17 protein-coding genes are annotated in these 18386 nt (G+C 34.3%); 3 read left to right on the plus strand and 14 right to left on the minus strand.

Features of this window, described 5'->3' with window-relative positions:
• Positions 1–186: 186 nt before the first annotated feature.
• The 8 genes from metG (AB1410_10490) to AB1410_10525 all read right to left on the minus strand — a co-directional run bounded on the left by metG (AB1410_10490) (position 187) and on the right by AB1410_10525 (position 6677).
• Complete coding sequence (metG, locus tag AB1410_10490; GenBank protein MEW6457124.1) at positions 187–507, minus strand: methionine--tRNA ligase subunit beta; 321 nt, start codon at positions 505–507, stop codon at positions 187–189.
• A 204-nt stretch (positions 508–711) separates the two neighbouring features.
• Entirely contained in the window at positions 712–2268 is a 1557-nt protein-coding gene (metG, locus tag AB1410_10495) for a methionine--tRNA ligase (GenBank protein ID MEW6457125.1), read from the minus strand.
• A 3-nt stretch (positions 2269–2271) separates the two neighbouring features.
• A complete protein-coding gene (gene folE, locus AB1410_10500) occupies positions 2272–2844 on the minus strand; it encodes a GTP cyclohydrolase I FolE (GenBank protein MEW6457126.1) in 573 nt (190 codons plus the stop codon).
• Positions 2825–4018, minus strand: a complete 1194-nt coding sequence (gene larC / locus AB1410_10505) for a nickel pincer cofactor biosynthesis protein LarC (GenBank protein MEW6457127.1) — start codon at positions 4016–4018, stop codon at positions 2825–2827. The genes folE and larC overlap by 20 nt, the downstream gene beginning before the upstream one ends.
• Positions 4009–4701, minus strand: a complete 693-nt coding sequence (gene radC / locus AB1410_10510) for a DNA repair protein RadC (GenBank protein ID MEW6457128.1) — start codon at positions 4699–4701, stop codon at positions 4009–4011. The genes larC and radC overlap by 10 nt, the downstream gene beginning before the upstream one ends.
• A 320-nt stretch (positions 4702–5021) precedes the next feature.
• Entirely contained in the window at positions 5022–5771 is a 750-nt protein-coding gene (gene tatC / locus AB1410_10515) for a twin-arginine translocase subunit TatC (protein ID MEW6457129.1), read from the minus strand.
• Entirely contained in the window at positions 5746–5994 is a 249-nt protein-coding gene (tatB, locus tag AB1410_10520) for a Sec-independent protein translocase protein TatB (GenBank protein ID MEW6457130.1), read from the minus strand. Before tatB ends, tatC begins: the two co-directional genes overlap by 26 nt.
• A 2-nt stretch (positions 5995–5996) precedes the next feature.
• Positions 5997–6677, minus strand: coding sequence for a hypothetical protein (locus AB1410_10525; protein MEW6457131.1), 681 nt, complete (start codon positions 6675–6677; stop codon positions 5997–5999).
• 202 nt (positions 6678–6879) lie between these two features.
• Between AB1410_10525 and AB1410_10530 the strand changes: the two genes are divergently transcribed.
• Positions 6880–8322: a S41 family peptidase gene (locus tag AB1410_10530; protein ID MEW6457132.1), complete on the plus strand. Its 1443-nt coding sequence runs from the start codon at positions 6880–6882 to the stop codon at positions 8320–8322.
• A gap of 25 nt (positions 8323–8347) precedes the next feature.
• Here AB1410_10530 and AB1410_10535 read toward each other — a convergent pair whose 3' ends face one another.
• The 6 genes from AB1410_10535 to AB1410_10560 all read right to left on the minus strand — a co-directional run bounded on the left by AB1410_10535 (position 8348) and on the right by AB1410_10560 (position 15522).
• Positions 8348–9928, minus strand: coding sequence for a sodium:solute symporter family protein (locus tag AB1410_10535; GenBank protein MEW6457133.1), 1581 nt, complete (start codon positions 9926–9928; stop codon positions 8348–8350).
• Between the two features lie 17 nt (positions 9929–9945).
• Complete coding sequence (locus tag AB1410_10540) at positions 9946–11124, minus strand: M24 family metallopeptidase (protein MEW6457134.1); 1179 nt, start codon at positions 11122–11124, stop codon at positions 9946–9948.
• Between the two features lie 203 nt (positions 11125–11327).
• Complete coding sequence (locus AB1410_10545) at positions 11328–11948, minus strand: hypothetical protein (GenBank protein MEW6457135.1); 621 nt, start codon at positions 11946–11948, stop codon at positions 11328–11330.
• Between the two features lie 16 nt (positions 11949–11964).
• Positions 11965–13188, minus strand: coding sequence for a DegT/DnrJ/EryC1/StrS family aminotransferase (locus AB1410_10550; protein ID MEW6457136.1), 1224 nt, complete (start codon positions 13186–13188; stop codon positions 11965–11967).
• Positions 13189–13204: 16 nt separating this feature from the next.
• Positions 13205–14053, minus strand: coding sequence for a diaminopimelate epimerase (dapF, locus tag AB1410_10555; protein MEW6457137.1), 849 nt, complete (start codon positions 14051–14053; stop codon positions 13205–13207).
• Positions 14053–15522 carry a Do family serine endopeptidase gene (locus AB1410_10560; GenBank protein ID MEW6457138.1) on the minus strand — a complete coding sequence of 490 codons (1470 nt, stop codon included), beginning with the start codon at positions 15520–15522 and terminating at the stop codon, positions 14053–14055. Before AB1410_10560 ends, dapF begins: the two co-directional genes overlap by 1 nt.
• Before the next feature lie 139 nt (positions 15523–15661).
• On the opposite strand from AB1410_10560, the gene AB1410_10565 reads away from it, so the two are divergent.
• The gene (locus AB1410_10565) at positions 15662–16987 is read left to right on the plus strand and encodes a pitrilysin family protein (GenBank protein ID MEW6457139.1); all 1326 of its coding nucleotides are present in this window, start codon (positions 15662–15664) and stop codon (positions 16985–16987) included.
• Positions 16965–18386, plus strand: coding sequence for a pitrilysin family protein (locus AB1410_10570; GenBank protein ID MEW6457140.1), 1422 nt, complete (start codon positions 16965–16967; stop codon positions 18384–18386). The genes AB1410_10565 and AB1410_10570 overlap by 23 nt, the downstream gene beginning before the upstream one ends.

The raw sequence follows: 18386 nt of genomic DNA on the forward strand, positions 1-18386 counted from the left end.
TCTAACCCTTTACTCATCAACCTCTCTATTCTCTCATTCTTCTGGTCTCTTTCCATCAAAACCTCCTGAGAAAGAATTATAACTAAAGATATTAACAAGTAAAGAGTACTAATCATATGAAATAACTGTAAGGGTTGCCCTACAATTTATTCAATGCGTTTGTATTAGGTAAAAATTTAAGATTATTTATCTTACCTTTGCTCCATTGGGAACATTTTGAGTAAAAAAAGGAAGTACAGCTTTTCCTTTCACATCTGCTGCCAGGAGCATCCCGTTTGATTCAATTCCTCTTATAGTAGCTGGCTGAAGGTTTTTTAAAACGATTATTTTTTTCCCAATAAGTTCTTCCGCTGAATATTCCTGAGCAATTCCAGCCACCATGTTCCTTGTTTCTGTTCCTATGTCGACTTCTAATTTTAAGAGTTTCTCTGTTCCAAGAACTCTTTCTGCATTTTTTACCTCGCCCACAACCATTTCTATTCTTTTAAATTCATCTATTGTTATCATTTGCCTCCTCCTTTATTGTTGTGACACTCAAAATTGTCTTTGTTATTTATTTGTGTCACAACCTTTCCCTATGGGAGAAAGCCTCTCCCTGGACGCTTCGCTGAGCACCCCCAGACATAGGGGAGTTCCTTCCCCATGCTCCTTCAGTGTGCTTTAGGAGAAATTGTTCCTGTCCGAAGATATTTATATGGTACAGCACACTATTTATTCAGAGAAAAACTCTTTTGAATCTATTCTTGGAAACAATTGAAATGGCTCCTGAACCTTTAATGATTTTCTTTCTTTCCATTCAATTTCAGTTAAATTTAAATTTTCAATGTTTGTTTCAGGAAAAAAGACATTCCATATTTTTTCTGCTGACCCAGACATAACAGGGAAAAGAAATGGTGTTATCAGTCTTATGGATTCAAGTCCCTGGAAGAGAATCCTTCCAAGTCTTCCACTTTTTTTTTCTTTCTCAGAGAGACTCCATGGCCTTGCTTGGTCTAAATATTTATTGATTTCATAGATAAATTCCCAGATTACTTCAAGTCCTTTACTTATTGAATATTTTTCAAATTCTTCAGTTACTAATTTTTTTGTTTTCTCAAAACTTCTTCTTAAACTGGAGTCTAAATTGTTTTCTTCACCAATTGTATCTATAACGCTGTGGAAATATTTTTTTGCCATTACAAGAATTCTGTTCAGGAGATTTCCCAGATCATTTGCTAGGTCTGAATTTATACGATTTATTAATCCTTCATGGGAAAAATTTCCATCAAGTCCTATCGGTATTTCCCTTAAAAGAAAGTATCTGATGCTATCAGACCCAAAAGCATTTAGGAGAGTGTATGGGTCAAGCACATTTCCTTTTGATTTTGACATTTTTGTTTCATCTTTAAGCCACCACCCATGGCCAAAAACTGTTTTTGGAAGAGGTATTTCAGCTGCTATTAAAAATGCAGGCCAGTATATGGCATGAAACCTGAGTATATCTTTCCCAATTAAATGGATATCCGCTGGCCAGAACTTGTTAAATTTTTCTCCGTCCCAGCCATACCCAATTCCAGTGAGATAATTAATTAATGCATCGAACCATACATATATTGTTTGAGAAGGATCCCCAGGGACAGGTATTCCCCATCTGACAGTTGCTCTTGTAACACTCAGGTCTTTCAATCCTGCTTTCACAAAAGAGATGACTTCATTTCTTCTTGATGAGGGCTGAATGAATTCAGGATTTTCTTCATAAAATTTTAACAATTTATCCCTGTATTTTGAAAGTCTGAAAAAATAGCATTCCTCGGAAACAATCTCTGACTCCCTTCCACAATCTGGACATATCTTTTTTCCATTACTGCTGAACTCTGCACTTTCTGGCAGAAAAGATTCATCGGAAATACAATACCAGCCCGAATAACCACCTTTATAGATATCTCCCTTTTTCATCAGGAAAGAAAATATTTTTTTCACTCCCTCCTCGTGATTTTTTTCAGTTGTTCTTATAAAATAATCATATTTGATATTTAATTTTTTCCATAGAGCCTTAAACCTTTCCACAACTTTGTCGGCTAACTCCTTTGGCTCCATACCCTGAGATCTCGCAGCTTTTTCAACCTTCTGACCATGTTCATCCGTGCCGGTGAGAAAAAAAACCTCATAGCCCATCAATTTTTTAAACCTGGCTATCGTATCAGCGATAATAGTTGTGTAGGCATGACCAATGTGAGGTACATCATTTACATAATAAATTGGAGTAGTTACATAAAAAGTCTTACCCATTTTTTATATTCTCGATTCATTCAATTTCATCAATGAAAGGGCTTCGCTCCTTGTAGAGGCGTTCTTTCTGAACAATCCTCTTACTGCAGATGTTACGGTTATAGATTTTGGCTTTTTCACGCCCCGCATGGAAAGACAGAGATGTTCAGCTTCGATAACAACCATCACTCCTTGAGGCTTCAATGTCCTCTCGATTAAATCAGCAATTTGTTTGGTTAACCTTTCCTGCACCTGAAGTCTTCTTGATAGGATATCTATAAGTCTTACTAATTTTGAAAGGCCGATTATTTTTCCCTGAAATGGGATGTAAGCAACATGGGCAATCCCTGCAAATGGAAGAAGATGATGTTCACACATCGAATAGAGAGGGATATTTCTTACAAGAACCATCTCTTCATGTTCTTCTTCTTCGATTATTCTCAGAATTTCAGAAGGATCTTCTTCAATGCCTGAAAGAATTTCCTGGAACATCTTTGCCACTCTTTCAGGAGTTCTTTTGAGGCCAGGCCTTTTCAAATCCTCGCCCACTCCTTCAAGTATAAGCTTTACACCTTGTTCAATCTTTTTTAGATCCATTTTTTTTGATTCCATACAATCTCTTTATTTCGCTTATTACTTCCATTAAAGGCATGCCAATTTTTTCTGATATTCTGAGACAATCTTCAAATTCAGGTTTTACTGTTACCTCTTTTCCTTTCCAGAACGAAACTTTTATTTTAACTTTTTCTCCAAAAAATTCAAAGTATTTTGTTTCTCTTGGAAGAGATACCCTTGTAACTTCATTGATTCTTGTCCCTATTGTAGTGGTTTCAGAAAATAGTATGTTCAAAAAATTTTGTACATTTTTTTTATCGCAAAGTATTGATACAAGAACTCCAGGTCGATTTTTTTTCATGTAGACTGGAGTATAATAAACATCGAGTGCCCCTTTTTTTATCATCTTTTCCATAAGATTTCCAAGAATTTGCGGCTCTACATCGTCGATGTTTGTTTCAACGAGGAACAATTTTTCCTCTTTTTCTTGAGTTTCTTCCCCATAAAAGGCTCTTAATACATTGGGAAATTCTTTAACATCTTTACTGCCAGCTCCGTATCCAATCTTTTCATATTTTAAATAGGGAAAATCTGAAAATTTTTCACATAAAGACACCAATATCGAGGCCCCTGTTGGAGTTACAAGTTCAACCTCCTGAGATGATTCTGAATAAACTGGGACGTTCTTCAGTAATTCTCCAACTGCAGGAGCTGGAATCGGGAATCTCCCTGAATGTGTTTCAACGAACCCTCTTCCTAAATTTAAAGGAGATGATGAAATTTTCTTTACTTTTAGTTTTTCTAATAAAAACAGGGTTCCAAACACATCCACAAGGGCATCATCTGCACCAGCCTCGTGAAGATGTCCGGATGTTTTTTTGAAACCATGGACTTTAGCCTCAGCTTCAAACAATCTGTTAAAAATGAGCCTGGCTTTGTTTTTTATTTGAGGAGAAAATGGGCTTTTCTCAATCATTTCTTCGATTTCTTTTTGATTTCGAGGCTTCTGTTCTTTTTGCAGTACTTCTATAGTTACTAAAATAGCACTGATTGAACAGCGTTTAACCTTTTTTATTTCAATCTTAACAGGAAGTGAGAGTTCATCGATGGCATCGTGAAATTCTTTTTGAGAGATTCCAAGGTCGAGTAATGAGCCTAAAACCATATTTCCACTGATTCCGGCTGAACACTCAAAGTATATCGAGTTTAAGGCCATAATTCTCCTTCTTCTTTGAAGCTGTAATATTTTCCATCTCCTATAATTATATGGTCAAGCAGCTCAATTCCTATTATCTTTCCTGATTCATAAACTTTTTTTGTAATTTCGATGTCATATCTGCTGGGATGCGGGTCTCCTGATGGATGGTTGTGAAAGATGATAATTGATGAAGCTAAGTTTGAGATTGCTTCTTTGAATATTTCTCTTGGATGAGCCATGCTTGTAGATATATCTCCGGTGAAAATAATTTTTTCCTTTTTAATCCTGTTTTTTGTATCAAGAATCAACATTCCAAAATTTTCTTTTTTTTCAGAGAAATATCGAGGAATCAGATAATCTGCAATCTCAACAGGATTTTTGTATGAGATTTCTTTCTCTGGTTTCCTTAAAATTCTTTTTGCGATTTCAAAAGATGCTAATATCTGAGCAGTTTTAGCTTTTCCAATTCCTTTTAGTTTTGAAAGTTCTTCAAAGCTCAATTTAATCAACCCTTTTAAACCTTTATTTTCTGAAAGAATTTCTTTTGCCAAATCTAAAGCTGATGACTCTTTAGTTCCTGTTCTTAATATGATAGCTAAAAGTTCTGAATCGGATAAAGTTGAAGCTCCATATTTTTCAATTCTCTCTCTCGGCCTTTCCTCTGGTGGAAGGTCTTTAATCTTTAACAATTTATTTTTCATTTAATTTTTAAAAATAAACTTATCTAGTGTGCTGTTCCTTAAATCTCTTCGCAGGCAGACGGTCTCTCTTACAGCACACTGAAGGGGTATGGGGAAGGAACTTCCCCATGTCTGGGGGATGCTCAGCGAAGCGTCTAAGGAGATCTTTCTCTCGTAGGGAAAGTGTTGTTTCACATAAGAATAAGGAAACGTATTTAAGTGACACAACATTAGCTCACAAAGAATCTCTCCGGATTTACCCTTAAGGAAAAAATCAACGTGGGGAGTTAAAGGAGTTTCTTCAATGTTTATTTCACATATTTTCCCTCCTTTTAGCATTTTTAGCCCTTAAGATTTTCTTTTTCTTTTTTTTCAAAAATATAAGCTATAAGAACACCAACAAGATAAAGAGCAATCATAGGCCCTGCAAGGATTGTTTGAGTTATCATATCAGCAGTTGGTGTTATTAATGCTGAAATGATAAAAATAATTAAAACTGCATAGCCAATTTTGTTTATGAGAAATTTATGGTTCACAATTCCAAGCCTTGATAGAAAAAATATGAGTATGGGAAGTTCAAAAACTAATCCAATTCCGAGTAATACTTTGATTACTAAAGAAAAATATTGATCAATCGTTATGACAGGTCTGAAATCTGCTCCCAATTTTAGAAAGAAATTACAGGCCCAGGGAAATACTATAAAATATCCAAAAGCTCCTCCTGAGAGAAAGAAAAAAGACGTGAAGAATACAAAGGGAAGAACATATCTTTTTTCCTTTTCATAAAGTCCTGGTGCAACAAAAAGCCATAACTGAAGGAATATAAAAGGAGATGAGAAAAAAATAGCCGCAAGGAAAGAGACTTTTAAATACATCATGAAAGGGTCAACGATTGAAGTAAATGCAAGCTTTTCTCCGGTCGGAAGAAATCGGGTTAATGGCTTTGCTAAGAATTTATAGATTTCTTTGCTAAATCCCCAGGAAGCAAAGAACATAATTACCAAAAAAGAAACAGAATATATTATTCTTTTTCGCAGTTCTCCCAGATGCTCGAGAAAAGACATTTCATTGGGGCTTTTTTTCCTCTTCATTCTCTTTTTCTAACTCTCTATCTAAATCTATTTCTAAGTCTTTCACCTCAATAGACCTTATTTCCTCTTCGATTGAATTTTTAATCTCAGAGGTGGTTTTTCTGAATTCGGCAAGGGCTCTGCCGATGGTTTTTCCAAGCTCAGGAAGCTTTTTAGGACCAAATATTAAAAGAGCTATGATGAAAATCAATATAAGCTCAGGAAGTCCTATGTTACCAAACATGGTTATTTTCCCTGTTGTATTATATTTATTGAATTGTATAGGGAGTTGAAAGTTGTAGCATAGTAAGCTTTTACCGTGATTGTTAGAGGGTAGGAATAAATATTTTCTGGGATGAAGAGTTTGTCTTCAATTTTTCCATTTTCGTCAGTATACTGAGCTTTTCCATTTGATAAAAAGGTTCCCTTTGTTGTTGTAAGAATTATCGGCACTGAGGAAATTGGATTATTATTAAAATCTAATACATTGATGATAATGTTTACTTTTCCTCCTGAGGAGGAAACAGATTCAGGAAATGAAGATACATTAATTTGCTGAATTGAAGAAGAAAAGTCTGTAAAAGTTACATCAGTGCTGACAGGAGCACTGTTTCCTGAGGTAGCCGAAACAGTGGCAATTCCAGAAATTCCATTACTTTTTAAGCTTGCATAGGCTTTTCCGTTTTTTGTAATCGAACTTGAATCTATTGTACCAAGGGTGGTTGAAAAATTTATTAAGACTCCATCCCTTATTGATTTTCCATTTTTTTCAAACCCTTTTATTTTTATTAGAGAAACTCCACCTATAAATGAAATCTGTTTTGGTTCAGCTTCTATGTATAATATACTTCCCTCTGGTGCTGGAAGGTTGGTCTGGGTGCAGCAGATTGAAAATAGAGCAATTGTAATTAATGATAACTTATCCATCAGCAAATTATCCTTTTTTTTTAATTTTTAGTCAAATTTACCCTCTTAATTTTACAAATAAAATTCACTGTGTTAACATTTTTTTGTGAAAAAGACCTTAAAGATTTTTATAGTTATAATTTCTCTATTATTGGTCTTTTCGATAAGTTTGCAGAAAAACCAGTGGGATGAGGGCTTTAAGAAATATTCCAGAATTTTTTCAATGATAGAAAAAAATAGTGTAAAAGATATAAATCGGGAAGAACTTATCTACAGTTCAATAAGAGGATTGTTGAGTACACTCGATCCCCATTCACATTTCCTGGATCCTTCTCATTTTTCTTCAATGAGGGAGGAACAAAGTGGAAAGTATTATGGACTTGGAATATCAATCCTTAAAATTGAAGATAGGCTAACTGTCATTTCTCCTATAGAAGGGACTCCAGCCTGGAGACTGGGAATTAGACCAGGAGATGTCATAACTCATATTAATGGAGACAACACAAAGTACATAAGCTCTGAAGAGGCTGTAAGGAAATTAAGAGGTCCAAAAGGATCGACTGTAAGAGTAACAATCTGGCGGGAAGGCTTTGAAAAACCTCTGGAATTTTCAATCGTAAGGGAAGAGATTTCTTTGAAGAGTGTAAATTATTATTTTATGATTAATTCAGAAGTTGGATACATATCTATCAGAAATTTTGCTGAAGTTACAACTTCAGAATTTGAAGCAGCAGCAGATGATCTCAAGAAAAAAGGAATGAAAGCTTTAATCCTTGATCTAAGAGGAAATGCCGGTGGTCCTCTTTTCCAGGCAATCAGCCTGAGTGATGAGTTTCTTCCAAAAGGAAAATTGATAGTAGTTACAAAAGGAAAGAAACCGCAATTAAAACAGGAATATTATTCTGAAAAAGATGGTCAGTATGAAGACATTCCTTTAGTTATTCTAATAGACAGAGGTTCTGCAAGTGCATCAGAAATAGTAGCAGGAGCAATGCAGGAGCATGAAAGGGCCATTTTGGTTGGAAACAGAACCTGGGGGAAAGGACTTGTTCAGACAATATTTCAGACAAGTCCTGATACAGCTTTAGCTTTGACAACTGCAAAATATTACACTCCAAGCGGGAGATCAATCCAAAGGGATTATGATTCTTGGGAAGAATATTTTATTTTTTATGAAGAGGAAAAATCTGAACAGCAGAAGGAGATTAAATTTCCATCAAAAGGAAGGCAAGTGTATGAAGGCGGGGGAATTACACCCGATTTTAAAGTTAAATCAATTTTATTACCGGAGATAATAGTATTTTTAAGAGCGAAAGGAGCATTTTTTTCTTATGCTAATAAATTTGTTAACATGGAATTACCTATCTCTAAAAAATACGGATTAAATGATATAACTGAATTCAAAAGATTTTTGTTGAATGCAGTATTTCCTGTAGGCGATGAGGTTTTAAATGATTTTAAAAATTATTTAAGACAGAATAAAATTAATTTTGATGAAATTAAATTTGAAAAAGATAAAGAATTGATTAGATTTGAGATAAATAGAGAAATATTATCATCTGCAGGAGGAATTATAGAAGGGGTCAAATTTGCTTTAAGAAAAGATCCGCAGATTAAAAAGGCGCTTGAAGTTGTTGAACTTTCAAAAAAGTTAATATCTTCTTAATATAATTTATAAATTCATATGTACATCAATCAAAGAAAGGTTTCCATTTTTCATCTGGAGATGGCCTTGTCAGAAAACTAATTATAATCAGGGAGCCAATCGAAACAATCAACGAGGGGAATATTAAAGGAATTCCAAATAGGTCATGGCCTGTTAAAGAGTTGTATAATTTAAGGCCTAATGCAGTTAAAGCTCCAGATATTATTGACACAAGCCCTCCAGCTTCTGTGACTCTTTTCCAGGAGAGAGCAACTATTAAAGCTGGGGTAATTGCAACTCCATAAATTGTATATGCAAAGTATGCCATTGCCAATACTGATTTAAGTCTTGTTGCGATTAAAAAAGAAATTATGCCGAGCAACATAACAAAGAGCTTTGATAGTAAAACCATTTTTTTCTGTTCGGCTTTCGGATTTATAAATCTTTGATAGATATCTCTCATAACATTTGTTGTAGGGCTTAAAAGATAATTGTTTGCAGTTGATATTACCACTGCACAGGCTGCTCCAAGAAGCAAAACACCTACAAGCATAGGAACACCTCTTGCTGCAACCTCAAGAACTACTGTCTCAGGCCTTCCAAGATTTTTAAAAACCGAAGCTCCTGCCACCGCTAAAATTACAACAACGGTTTCAACGAATATTGTGCCCATAACCCAGAATACAACAGATTTTCTCGCTGTTTTTTCATCTTTTGCAGAATAAAATTTCTGATACATACTTTGAACTCCAAGGAGGAGGAAGAAGGTTGAGAAGAAATACCCAAGAGCGGTCAGAACAGGCATTTCACCGAAATGACGGTTTACGACATGGAAAAACTCAGGGGGAAGGTTTGTCTTTATAGTTGGCCATCCGCCTGCTGTATGAAGCATAAAAGGAAGAGATAGGATACAGGCTGACACTATGATTATTCCATTGGAAAGGTCTGTGTATGCTACGGAAATCATACCTGCAAGAGCTGTAAAAATTATTACAAAAATTGCTGTTATAAGCTGCCCCTGTTCAACAGATATTTTTGCCTCTGCCTCGATTGATTTTATTTTGTCTATTGCCATTGATGTTTCTGAACTATCTGCATTTTTGAATATATATTCATTTTCTGTTTTCTTTAAATCATAGGCTCTTATTTTTGAATTATCATTTAGGGTTAAGATTGAAATTTTCTCTTTTCCCTGAGTAACAATGTTTAGGATTAAGCCACCCGCTCTGAATTGGTAGCTTACAATACAGACAAATGAGATAACCAGGGCTATGCTTCCGAATAATCGAGCCCATTTGCTATATCTTGTTTCAAGAATATCTCCTATTGTAAACTGCCCAAATTTTCTTATTTTTCCAGAAAGAAAATAAATTATAATGATGCCAAACCAGGCACCAGCTGCCATCCAGAGAGATGACATGCCTGCTTTATAAGCAAATTCAGCTCCTGCGATGAACGTACCTGACCCTATCCATGTACAAACTAAAGTGAAGACCATTATCTTCCAGTTTAGAGCTCTTCCTGCAACCATAAAATCTTCTTGAGTTTTTACTTTTTTTGCACGATACATGTTTGCACCAACAAGAATTAAAAGATAAATCAGAATTATGTACAGATAATAAATCATTTAAACCTCCTGGGCATTTAAATCTTTATTAACTCTTCCTGTTTAGGACCTGTTATTATTACTTCTTTTTCCTCCGAAATGTAAACATTTATTTCAGAACGGATTCCAAATTCTTTAAAATAGATTCCTGGTTCAATTGAAAAAAGACTTCCAGGAAGCAATTTTCTCTCATCTTTGGTTTCCAAGTTATCGATGTTCGCCCCGTTTCCATGGACATCCTTTCCTATCGAATGACCTGTTCTATGAATAAAATAATCGCCATATCCGCTCAATTTTATGGGATTTCTAACAACATCATCCACTTCATATCCGAATATATCTTCTCCTTTTTTAAATCTTTCTTTGATAAATTCAACGCCTTTATCCCTTGCATTTTTTACTATTTCGAATGTATCTAAATATTTTTTAGGAATCTTATCACCCACATAACCTGTCCAGGTGATGTCAAAATAGATTCCTTCTGGAATGTCTTTTTTTGCCCATAGATCAATAAGAACAAAATCTCCTTCTTTTATTTCAGAAGAGTTTGACTCAGTCAGGTCAAAATGAGGGTCTCCTGAATGCTTATTAACACCTACAATAGGCAAATCCCCATCTGTGGTTAACTTATTGGCTTTGAAAGAATTAATGATTGACTGCTGGATATCATATTCAGTTACTTTTTTCCTCTGGTTTATTTTTTGTCTTATTTCTAAAAAGGAATTATTTAAAATTGAATGTATTATTTCTCCAACCTCTTTGTGATTTTTATATTCTTCAGGAGATACATAAGCCTCGAATATCTGAACAAGGTCTGCAGATGAAACAACATCTATTCCGAAACTTTTTATAAGTTCTACTGTGCCTGCATCCACCATAGATATATATGGAATTGAATTTAAAGGAGAGTACTGCATTGCGAGAGTTCTAATTCCAGTTAAAATCTCTTTAAGAAAGGCTTGCTGTTGATTCCAGGGAAGATATACATATTTTTCTCCAGATAGAATATCAAGTTTTGTGCTTTCAATACTGTGAACCAATTTTTTTGGACTGCCTGAAGCTGGTATTAAATAATACCATCTTCTTGTGGCTAATTTACCTGGATCAAGGCCAAGGATTCTGTAAGCTATAGGGTCTCTGTTATGGAAATCATAGAATAACCATCCATCGATGTTAAATTCTTTTAGTTTGCTTTGAATTATTTTAATCTTATCCATTTCTCTTTCCTTTTAATTAGATTTGAAAAAAATCCTACCATTAATAATTGAATTGGTCAATTTTTGGAACTTTACATGCTTCCGAGTTTAACAAAACATGCAAAACTTTGGGGCAATAAAAGTTAATTTTGGGTTTTTAAGATTATGAAAAATAGGAAAAGGGGTGAGGGGACAGGAATGCATCAGAACTAAATGCGTTTGTATTAGTAGAAAATTACGACTGTAAAATATCCTGAATTATCCAAGATATTATCGTCATTTACTCCTAAAAAGAGCCTGCCATTTGCAGGCATCCTGAATTCTCTTCTTTCATTTCCGATTAGGAAAGCCCCTGACTCTCCTATTTTTCCTATCAATGCCCCTGTGCTTTCTCCAGGGATTGGCTTGTTATCCCCCCAGTATTTCTTCAGTTCTCCCTCAGGTCCTATCTTAGGTCTTCCGGATCCAATTCTTATAGTTCCTTTTGCTTCAAAGAAGAGTATATCGCCCTCTTTGACATCGATAAGAGTGTCGAGCCAGGGCTTGTTTGAAAATACAGTAACAGCCTTCTGTCTTTTCCCCCTTTTCATTTCTCTTATGTATTCGTCTTCCCTGCTTTCTTCAGGTATGTATTCTTCTACAAATTCAATTCTTTCCACATCATACTTGGAGAATTTCATCGGCTTGATACCATATACCTCTTTTACATCAAAGTAGAAATAGCCGAATCGGTATTCTTTTAATTCTCCGTAATAGTATGTTCCATTCCTTAATACTATTTTATCGGAAAAGCAAAGAGATGAGACAAGCAATGTTAAAATTAAAAGTAACGAAGTCTTTCTCATGTCCCCTCCTGTTTTTTTAATTTATTTCATTTATATTTTTCTTTAATTTTATTATTGCTTCTACGATATCATCCATGTCTTTTTTACTTCCCAGTAAAACTCTCTGGCTCAGCCAGATAGCCTCTTCATAACATGCTTTTTCTGTAGTTTTATTTACTATTTTGGAATAGTCAACCTTTGAATTATTCATCGATATTTCTTTTCTTACCTCATCTGAAGTGAAAACTGGTTGTTTGTATAAGGGTAGAGAATAACCCGCATATACAGGAATTCCCTCTGCATTTAAAATCTTTATGAATTTTTCTTTATTAATTTCATTAAAATAACTTTTATCATACTTGAAAATAAAAAGATGGTATGCATGAGAAGTGGTTTTCTCATCTCTTTTTAAAGGTGTAATACCTTCGATTTCAGCCAATCTTTTTGAAAGGTAAGCTGCATTTTCTTCTCTCTTTTTTTTCATTTTTTCATATCTTTCAAGCTGAGCTAAAAGTACAGCAGCCTGAAATTCAGTCATCCTGTAATTTCCCCCCATTAAGTAATGTTCATACCAGATTCTGCCTTCAAGTCTACCGCAATTTGAATATGACCTTGCTTTTTTTGCTATGTCTTCTTCATCTGTAAGAATAATTCCTCCTTCGCCTGAGCTGATATTCTTTGAAGACTGAAAGCTGAATATACCAGCATTTCCAATAGCTCCTGCTTTTTTGGTTTTCCATTCAGAGCCCCATGCCTGAGCTGCATCCTCGAGAATAAAAAGATTGTGCTTTTCTGCAATTTCTTTTATTGCATCCATATCAGCCGGCTGGCCGGCTAAATGGACAGGAATTACACCTTTTGTTCTTGGAGTTATATTCTCTTTCAATGATTCAGGAGATAAATTGTAGGTATCCAGACTTATATCTGCAAATTTAGGGATCCCCCTTGCTTGAAGCACTGCAATTGGAGTAGCAACAAAAGTATACGAGGGTACGATAACTTCGTCTCCTGGTTCAAGTCCTAAAGCTTTTAAAGATATGTATAATGCTGCTGAACCGGAAGAAACTGCAATTCCATACTTTGCTTGATGGTATTCTTTAAAATTATTTTCAAATTCTTTTACTCTGTTTCCATGGAGAGAGCCCCATTTTCCTGAATTTAAGACCTCGATTAAAAGTGCTTCTTCTCTTTTATTCCATACAGGCCATGGAGGATAGTCTGATTTTCTTACAGGTTCGCCTCCATTTATAGCTAATTTCATAACAAAAGAAAGAAAGTTATTGTAAGGGTTTTACCCAGGTTCCCTCACATATTATTTCCGATGGACCTGAAAGAAAAGCTCCATTTTCTTCCCATTCTACAACCATTTCTCCTGCTTTTGATTTTACTTTTACTTTTTTGTTTACAAGATCTTTTATCATGGCAGCAAGAGCTGATGCACAGGAACCGCTTCCTGAAGATAGAGTTTCTCCAACGCCTCTTTCCCAGAAAAGAGCTTCCATCTCTTCCCTGTTGATAATTCTCACCAATTCAACATTTACCCTGTTTGGGAAGAAAGGATGGGATTCGAGCGCTTTTCCTAACTGATGCCATTCGATTGATGAGGGAAGTTTATCGAAGAAAATCGAACAGTGGGGATTTCCTACGGAAACACAGGTGATGGAATAGGTTTTCTGTCCTATCGTAATAGGATAATCGATTATTTTTTCGTATATGCTACCATCATTGAAGGGAATTTTATCTGAGGAAAGAACTGGATTTCCCATGTTTACTTTGAAATAAAATAGATGGCTTTCTCTATTAATAAGATAACATTCCCTTCTTCCCGCTTCAGTGATAAAGTTTATTAAATTTCCTTGGATTAAATTTTTAAAATAGAGAGATGCTGCAGCACATCTTAATCCATTTCCCGATATCTCTGCTTCAGAGCCATCTGCGTTAAAGATTCTAAAGTTTACTTCTTTTTTCTCATCGTCTATGTTTTTTAAAATGACTAAACCATCTGAACCTATACCATAATGCCTGTCGCAGATTTTCTGGGCAATTTCATTCCATTTTTCATTCTCATTCTTTATATGAAATACAATAAAATCATTTCCTGAAGCTTGAGCTTTTATAAATTTCATTATGGAATTGTTAAATATCTAAAAAATTCCTGCCCATTTCTCCACACAAGAAGAATAAGGGTATCTCCTGATTTTGACCTTCTCAATATATTCATGAAATCAGAGATTGAATTTACAGGTTTTCGGTTTACTTCTAAAACTAAGTCTCCTTCTGCCAAACCAGCTTCATAAGCTGCGCTGAAAGGTTCAACATCTGTAACTATTAAACCGCCTCTTCTTGGATAACCATATCTTCTTGCTATTTCAGGTGTAAGGGGCTCTAATTTTAATCCTAAATTGAACTCTTCTTTGATTTCTTCTCTTGAAGTCTCTTCTTCCAGTTCACCTATTTCAACTGTTATATTTTTTTCTTTTCCATCCCTTATGATTTTTACATTAACTTTTTTATTAGGCGGTGTTTCTGCCACAGCAAATCTTAGCTGAGTTCCATTGCTGATTTTTTTACCATCGAATTCAATTATTACATCATATCTTTTGAGACCAGCTTTTTCAGCAGGGCTTCCACCCTGAACACTGGCAATTATTGCACCTTCTTTAATCCCTCCAAAATCTTTGGATAACTCCTCAGTGAAATCCTGAATACCCACGCCTAACCACCCTCTTATTACCCTTCCTTTTGCCTTCAATTCATCACAAACAGTTTTAGCAAGGTTTATGGGTATTGCAAATCCAATACCAAGATTAGTTCCAGTGGGAGCGAGAATGGCCGATGTTATTCCGATTACCTCTCCTTTAATGTTAACTAAAGGTCCTCCTGAGTTCCCCCTATTTATTGGAGCATCTGTTTGAATAAAATCTTCATAGTCAGCCAATCTTAATTGCCTTCCCTTTGCTGAGATTATCCCTGCTGTTACAGTAGGTTCTCCTTCCATTCCTGGGTAGTTTCCAAATGGATTACCTATAGCTAAAACCCATTCTCCTATTTGAATCTTTGATGAGTCTCCCAGTCCTGCAAATGGGAAATTTTTTCCATTTATTTTTAATAATGCTATATCTGTTTTTTTATCGGTTCCTACGATTTGAGCTGTATATTTTTTACTTCCTCCAATATATATAATAATTTTCTTTGCATTTTCAGCCAGATGGTTGTTTGTCATAATATATCCATCTGAACTTATTATAAAGCCAGAACCAAAGCTCTGTGTTATCACCTCTCTTCTCCTTGGAGACCTGAAAGGCTCACCAAAAAACCATTCCCATATATCTTCTCCCATGGTATACCTTTCTTTTACTGTAATTTGGGATTCAACTTTCACTACAGCGGGCTTTATTTTTTTCACTATTTCCACAAAAGCATTGTTTAAAGAAAGCAACTCAGGAGAGGCAAAAACAGGTTTTTTGATAACCCCTTTTTCTTCATTTTCTCCTTGCTTAAGTATATTTGATTCAGAGTTAGAAAAAATAAGCATACCTATAAGAGATAGGATTAATACAGCAGGAAAAATTAACAATAATCTTTTAAGCCTCATCTTTTCCTCCTTTTTATCTTTATCAAATTAAAGATAAAAAATCAATTATATAAAATTTATACGAAGTAGCTTTACGCATGGTTCCATCACTTATATTGATTGACATGATTAAGCTAATTAAGATAAAAAAGAAGTGAAAATGATTAATAAAGCAATTCTTTTAGTGTTGATTACTATTTTTTCTTTCTTTCCAGTCTATTCGCAGGAGACTTTTAATTTTCCTGTTAAGTATTTTAAGTTAAATAATGGGTTAAAGGTTGTCCTCTTAGAGGATAGAACACATCCGGTTTTTACGCTTGCCATATTTTTTCATTGCGGTTCAAGGGATGAAAAAATTGGAAAAACAGGCATAGCTCAGATTTTACAGAACTTATATTTTCAGGGTTCTGAGAATTTTAAACCTATGGAACATCTCCTTCTGATTAATAAATTTGGGGGAGAATTAAATGCCTTTACGAGTGAAGATAAGATGGTTTTTTATGAAACTCTTCCCTCTAATCTATTGAAGATGGCATTAACCCTTGAAGCTGACAGGATGGGATCTCTTCGAATAGACGATGGATTGTTGGCCATCCAGAAAGAGATTTTAAAAAGAGAAAGACAATTAAAGTTGAGTGATCAACCTTATGCGAGATCATTTTTTAGAATAGATGAACTGTCTTTTATTAATTTTGCCTATTCCCACCCAATAATAGGTTATAAAGAAGACCTGGAGTTGATAACATTCAAAGATGTGTATGATTTCTATACTAACTATTTTACCCCTTCCAATGCTTGTCTTGTTTTAGTGGGAAATTTTAGTAGTGAAGAAGCAACTTCATTAATAAAAGAAAATTTTGAAAATATTAATTCTGGAAGTTCTGGAGTTCCTCCTAATCTTAAAGAACCTCCAGGAAGGGGAGAACTGATAGAAACGATTTATGACAGCAATGCGAGATTTCCTGCCTTTCATATAGCTTATCCTTTCCCTTCGAGGGATTCTCCTGATTTCTATCCAATGGAAATCATTGATTATTTACTTCTAAAAGGAAATCCATCTATTCTGAAAAAGAAATTGTTAATCGAGAGAAAAATGGCATATGAACTGGGAGGAGGGGTTGAGGAAAGAGAGGGAATGTCTTTGTTTAAGATTTTTGTTTTATGTTATCCAGGATATCCTCTGAATGTTACCCAATCTCAAATATTTCAAGAGATTGAAAATTTAAAGAATAATTTGGTATCTCACAAAGAAATTGTGATGGCAAAAAATCAATTTAAGATAGAATATTTGATAGACTTAAGGAGTACTTTGGGAAGAGCTATGAAATTGGGAGAATTTACTGTATACTTCGATAACCCTTATCTAATTAATGAGGAATTATCTCGATATATGAATGTAACTCCACAGGATATCAGTAGAGTTGCGAAGAAATATCTGGATAAAAGAAATCGGATAATTTTAAATGTCATCCCTGAGAAAAAATAAAATTTTTCATCAATTATTTTTTATACTGGTACTATGGACATCAATTTTATTTACTTTTGAAGATGTTAAAGAATTCAAAATAGATTTTTTTAAAAATTTTACTTTAAAAAATGGCCTTGAAGTATATTTAATCGAAGAGAAAGGAATTCCATTAGTTTTTCTTGATTTAATATTCAAAGCCGGTGAATCTTCCACTCAAATTAATTATTCAGGTTTAGCCACTGTTACAGCTGAGGGAATTTTTTCTGGAACAAAAAAGATGAAAGCTTACCAGATTCAGGATCGATTGGATTTTTTTGGTGTTAAAACTAAAATCAAGGTTGCAGATAATTATACCCATTTTTCATTCATAGTATTAAAGGAATACTTTGAACCATTACTAAATATGTTGAGTGAATTAATTCAGGAAAGTTTATTTCCCAACGATGAGATAATGAAAAAGACAAAGAGGTTAATTTCAGAGTGGCAGATGAATAGAATTAACAACAAGCAATTAGCTTTTGAGACTATGTATTATAATTTTTTTAAAGGTTCACCTTTGTTTAGACTATTTCCTACAAGAGAAAGTTTAAGCCGAATAACAGGAAAAGATTGTTTTCTCTTCAGTAAAAGATTTTACATTCCAAATAATTCGATTTTTATTTTGAGAGGAGATTTAGAGCATAAAACTACATTTGAGATTTTGGAAAAGAACTTTTCCGGATGGGAAAGAGGGCAGATTCTAAGCCCCTTTCTCTACATTCCACCAAAAAGATCTGATGCAAACATAATTTTAGTGGATAATCCATCCTCTGAAAATGTTAATGTACTTTTTTGTATTATTTTTCCTTCTTTTGACAATTCATTTAGATTTCCGATTCTGGTTATGAATCAAATACTCTCTGGCAATCCTTTTAGCAGATTATATTTAAATTTAAGGGAAAGTAAGAATATTTTGAGTAGTGTTGAGAGCTATTTGAAATTCTTTAATGATTTTGCTCTTTTCTATATCTATGTAACTGGAAAAGAAGAGAATGCAAGAAGAATAATCGAGGAAACTTTTTCTGAGATAAAGAAATTTTCCGAAAGTAAAATTGATAAATTTGAGTTGGAGAACGCAAAAAATTATCTAAAGGGAAATTGTTCACTTTCGATCTCTTATGGGGAAAGATTGGTTGAAATTTTAAAGGATAAATTTCTTTACTCGCTGCCGGACAGTTTCATAAATAATTATATTTATAATATATCAGAAGTTGATGAAAGCTCAGTGGAGAGAATGGTAAAAAGATACATTAAATTCCAGCCATTCTTAGTAATTGTAGTTGGAAGAAAGAATAATCTGATTGAAAAAATAAAAGATCTTGGCAAAATTGAATTATTCGATAATAATCTTAATTTAATCAAAACCCAAGGAGAGTAA

Source organism: Acidobacteriota bacterium, from assembly GCA_040756905.1.
Classification (GTDB): domain Bacteria; phylum Acidobacteriota; class Aminicenantia; order JBFLYD01; family JBFLYD01; genus JBFLYD01.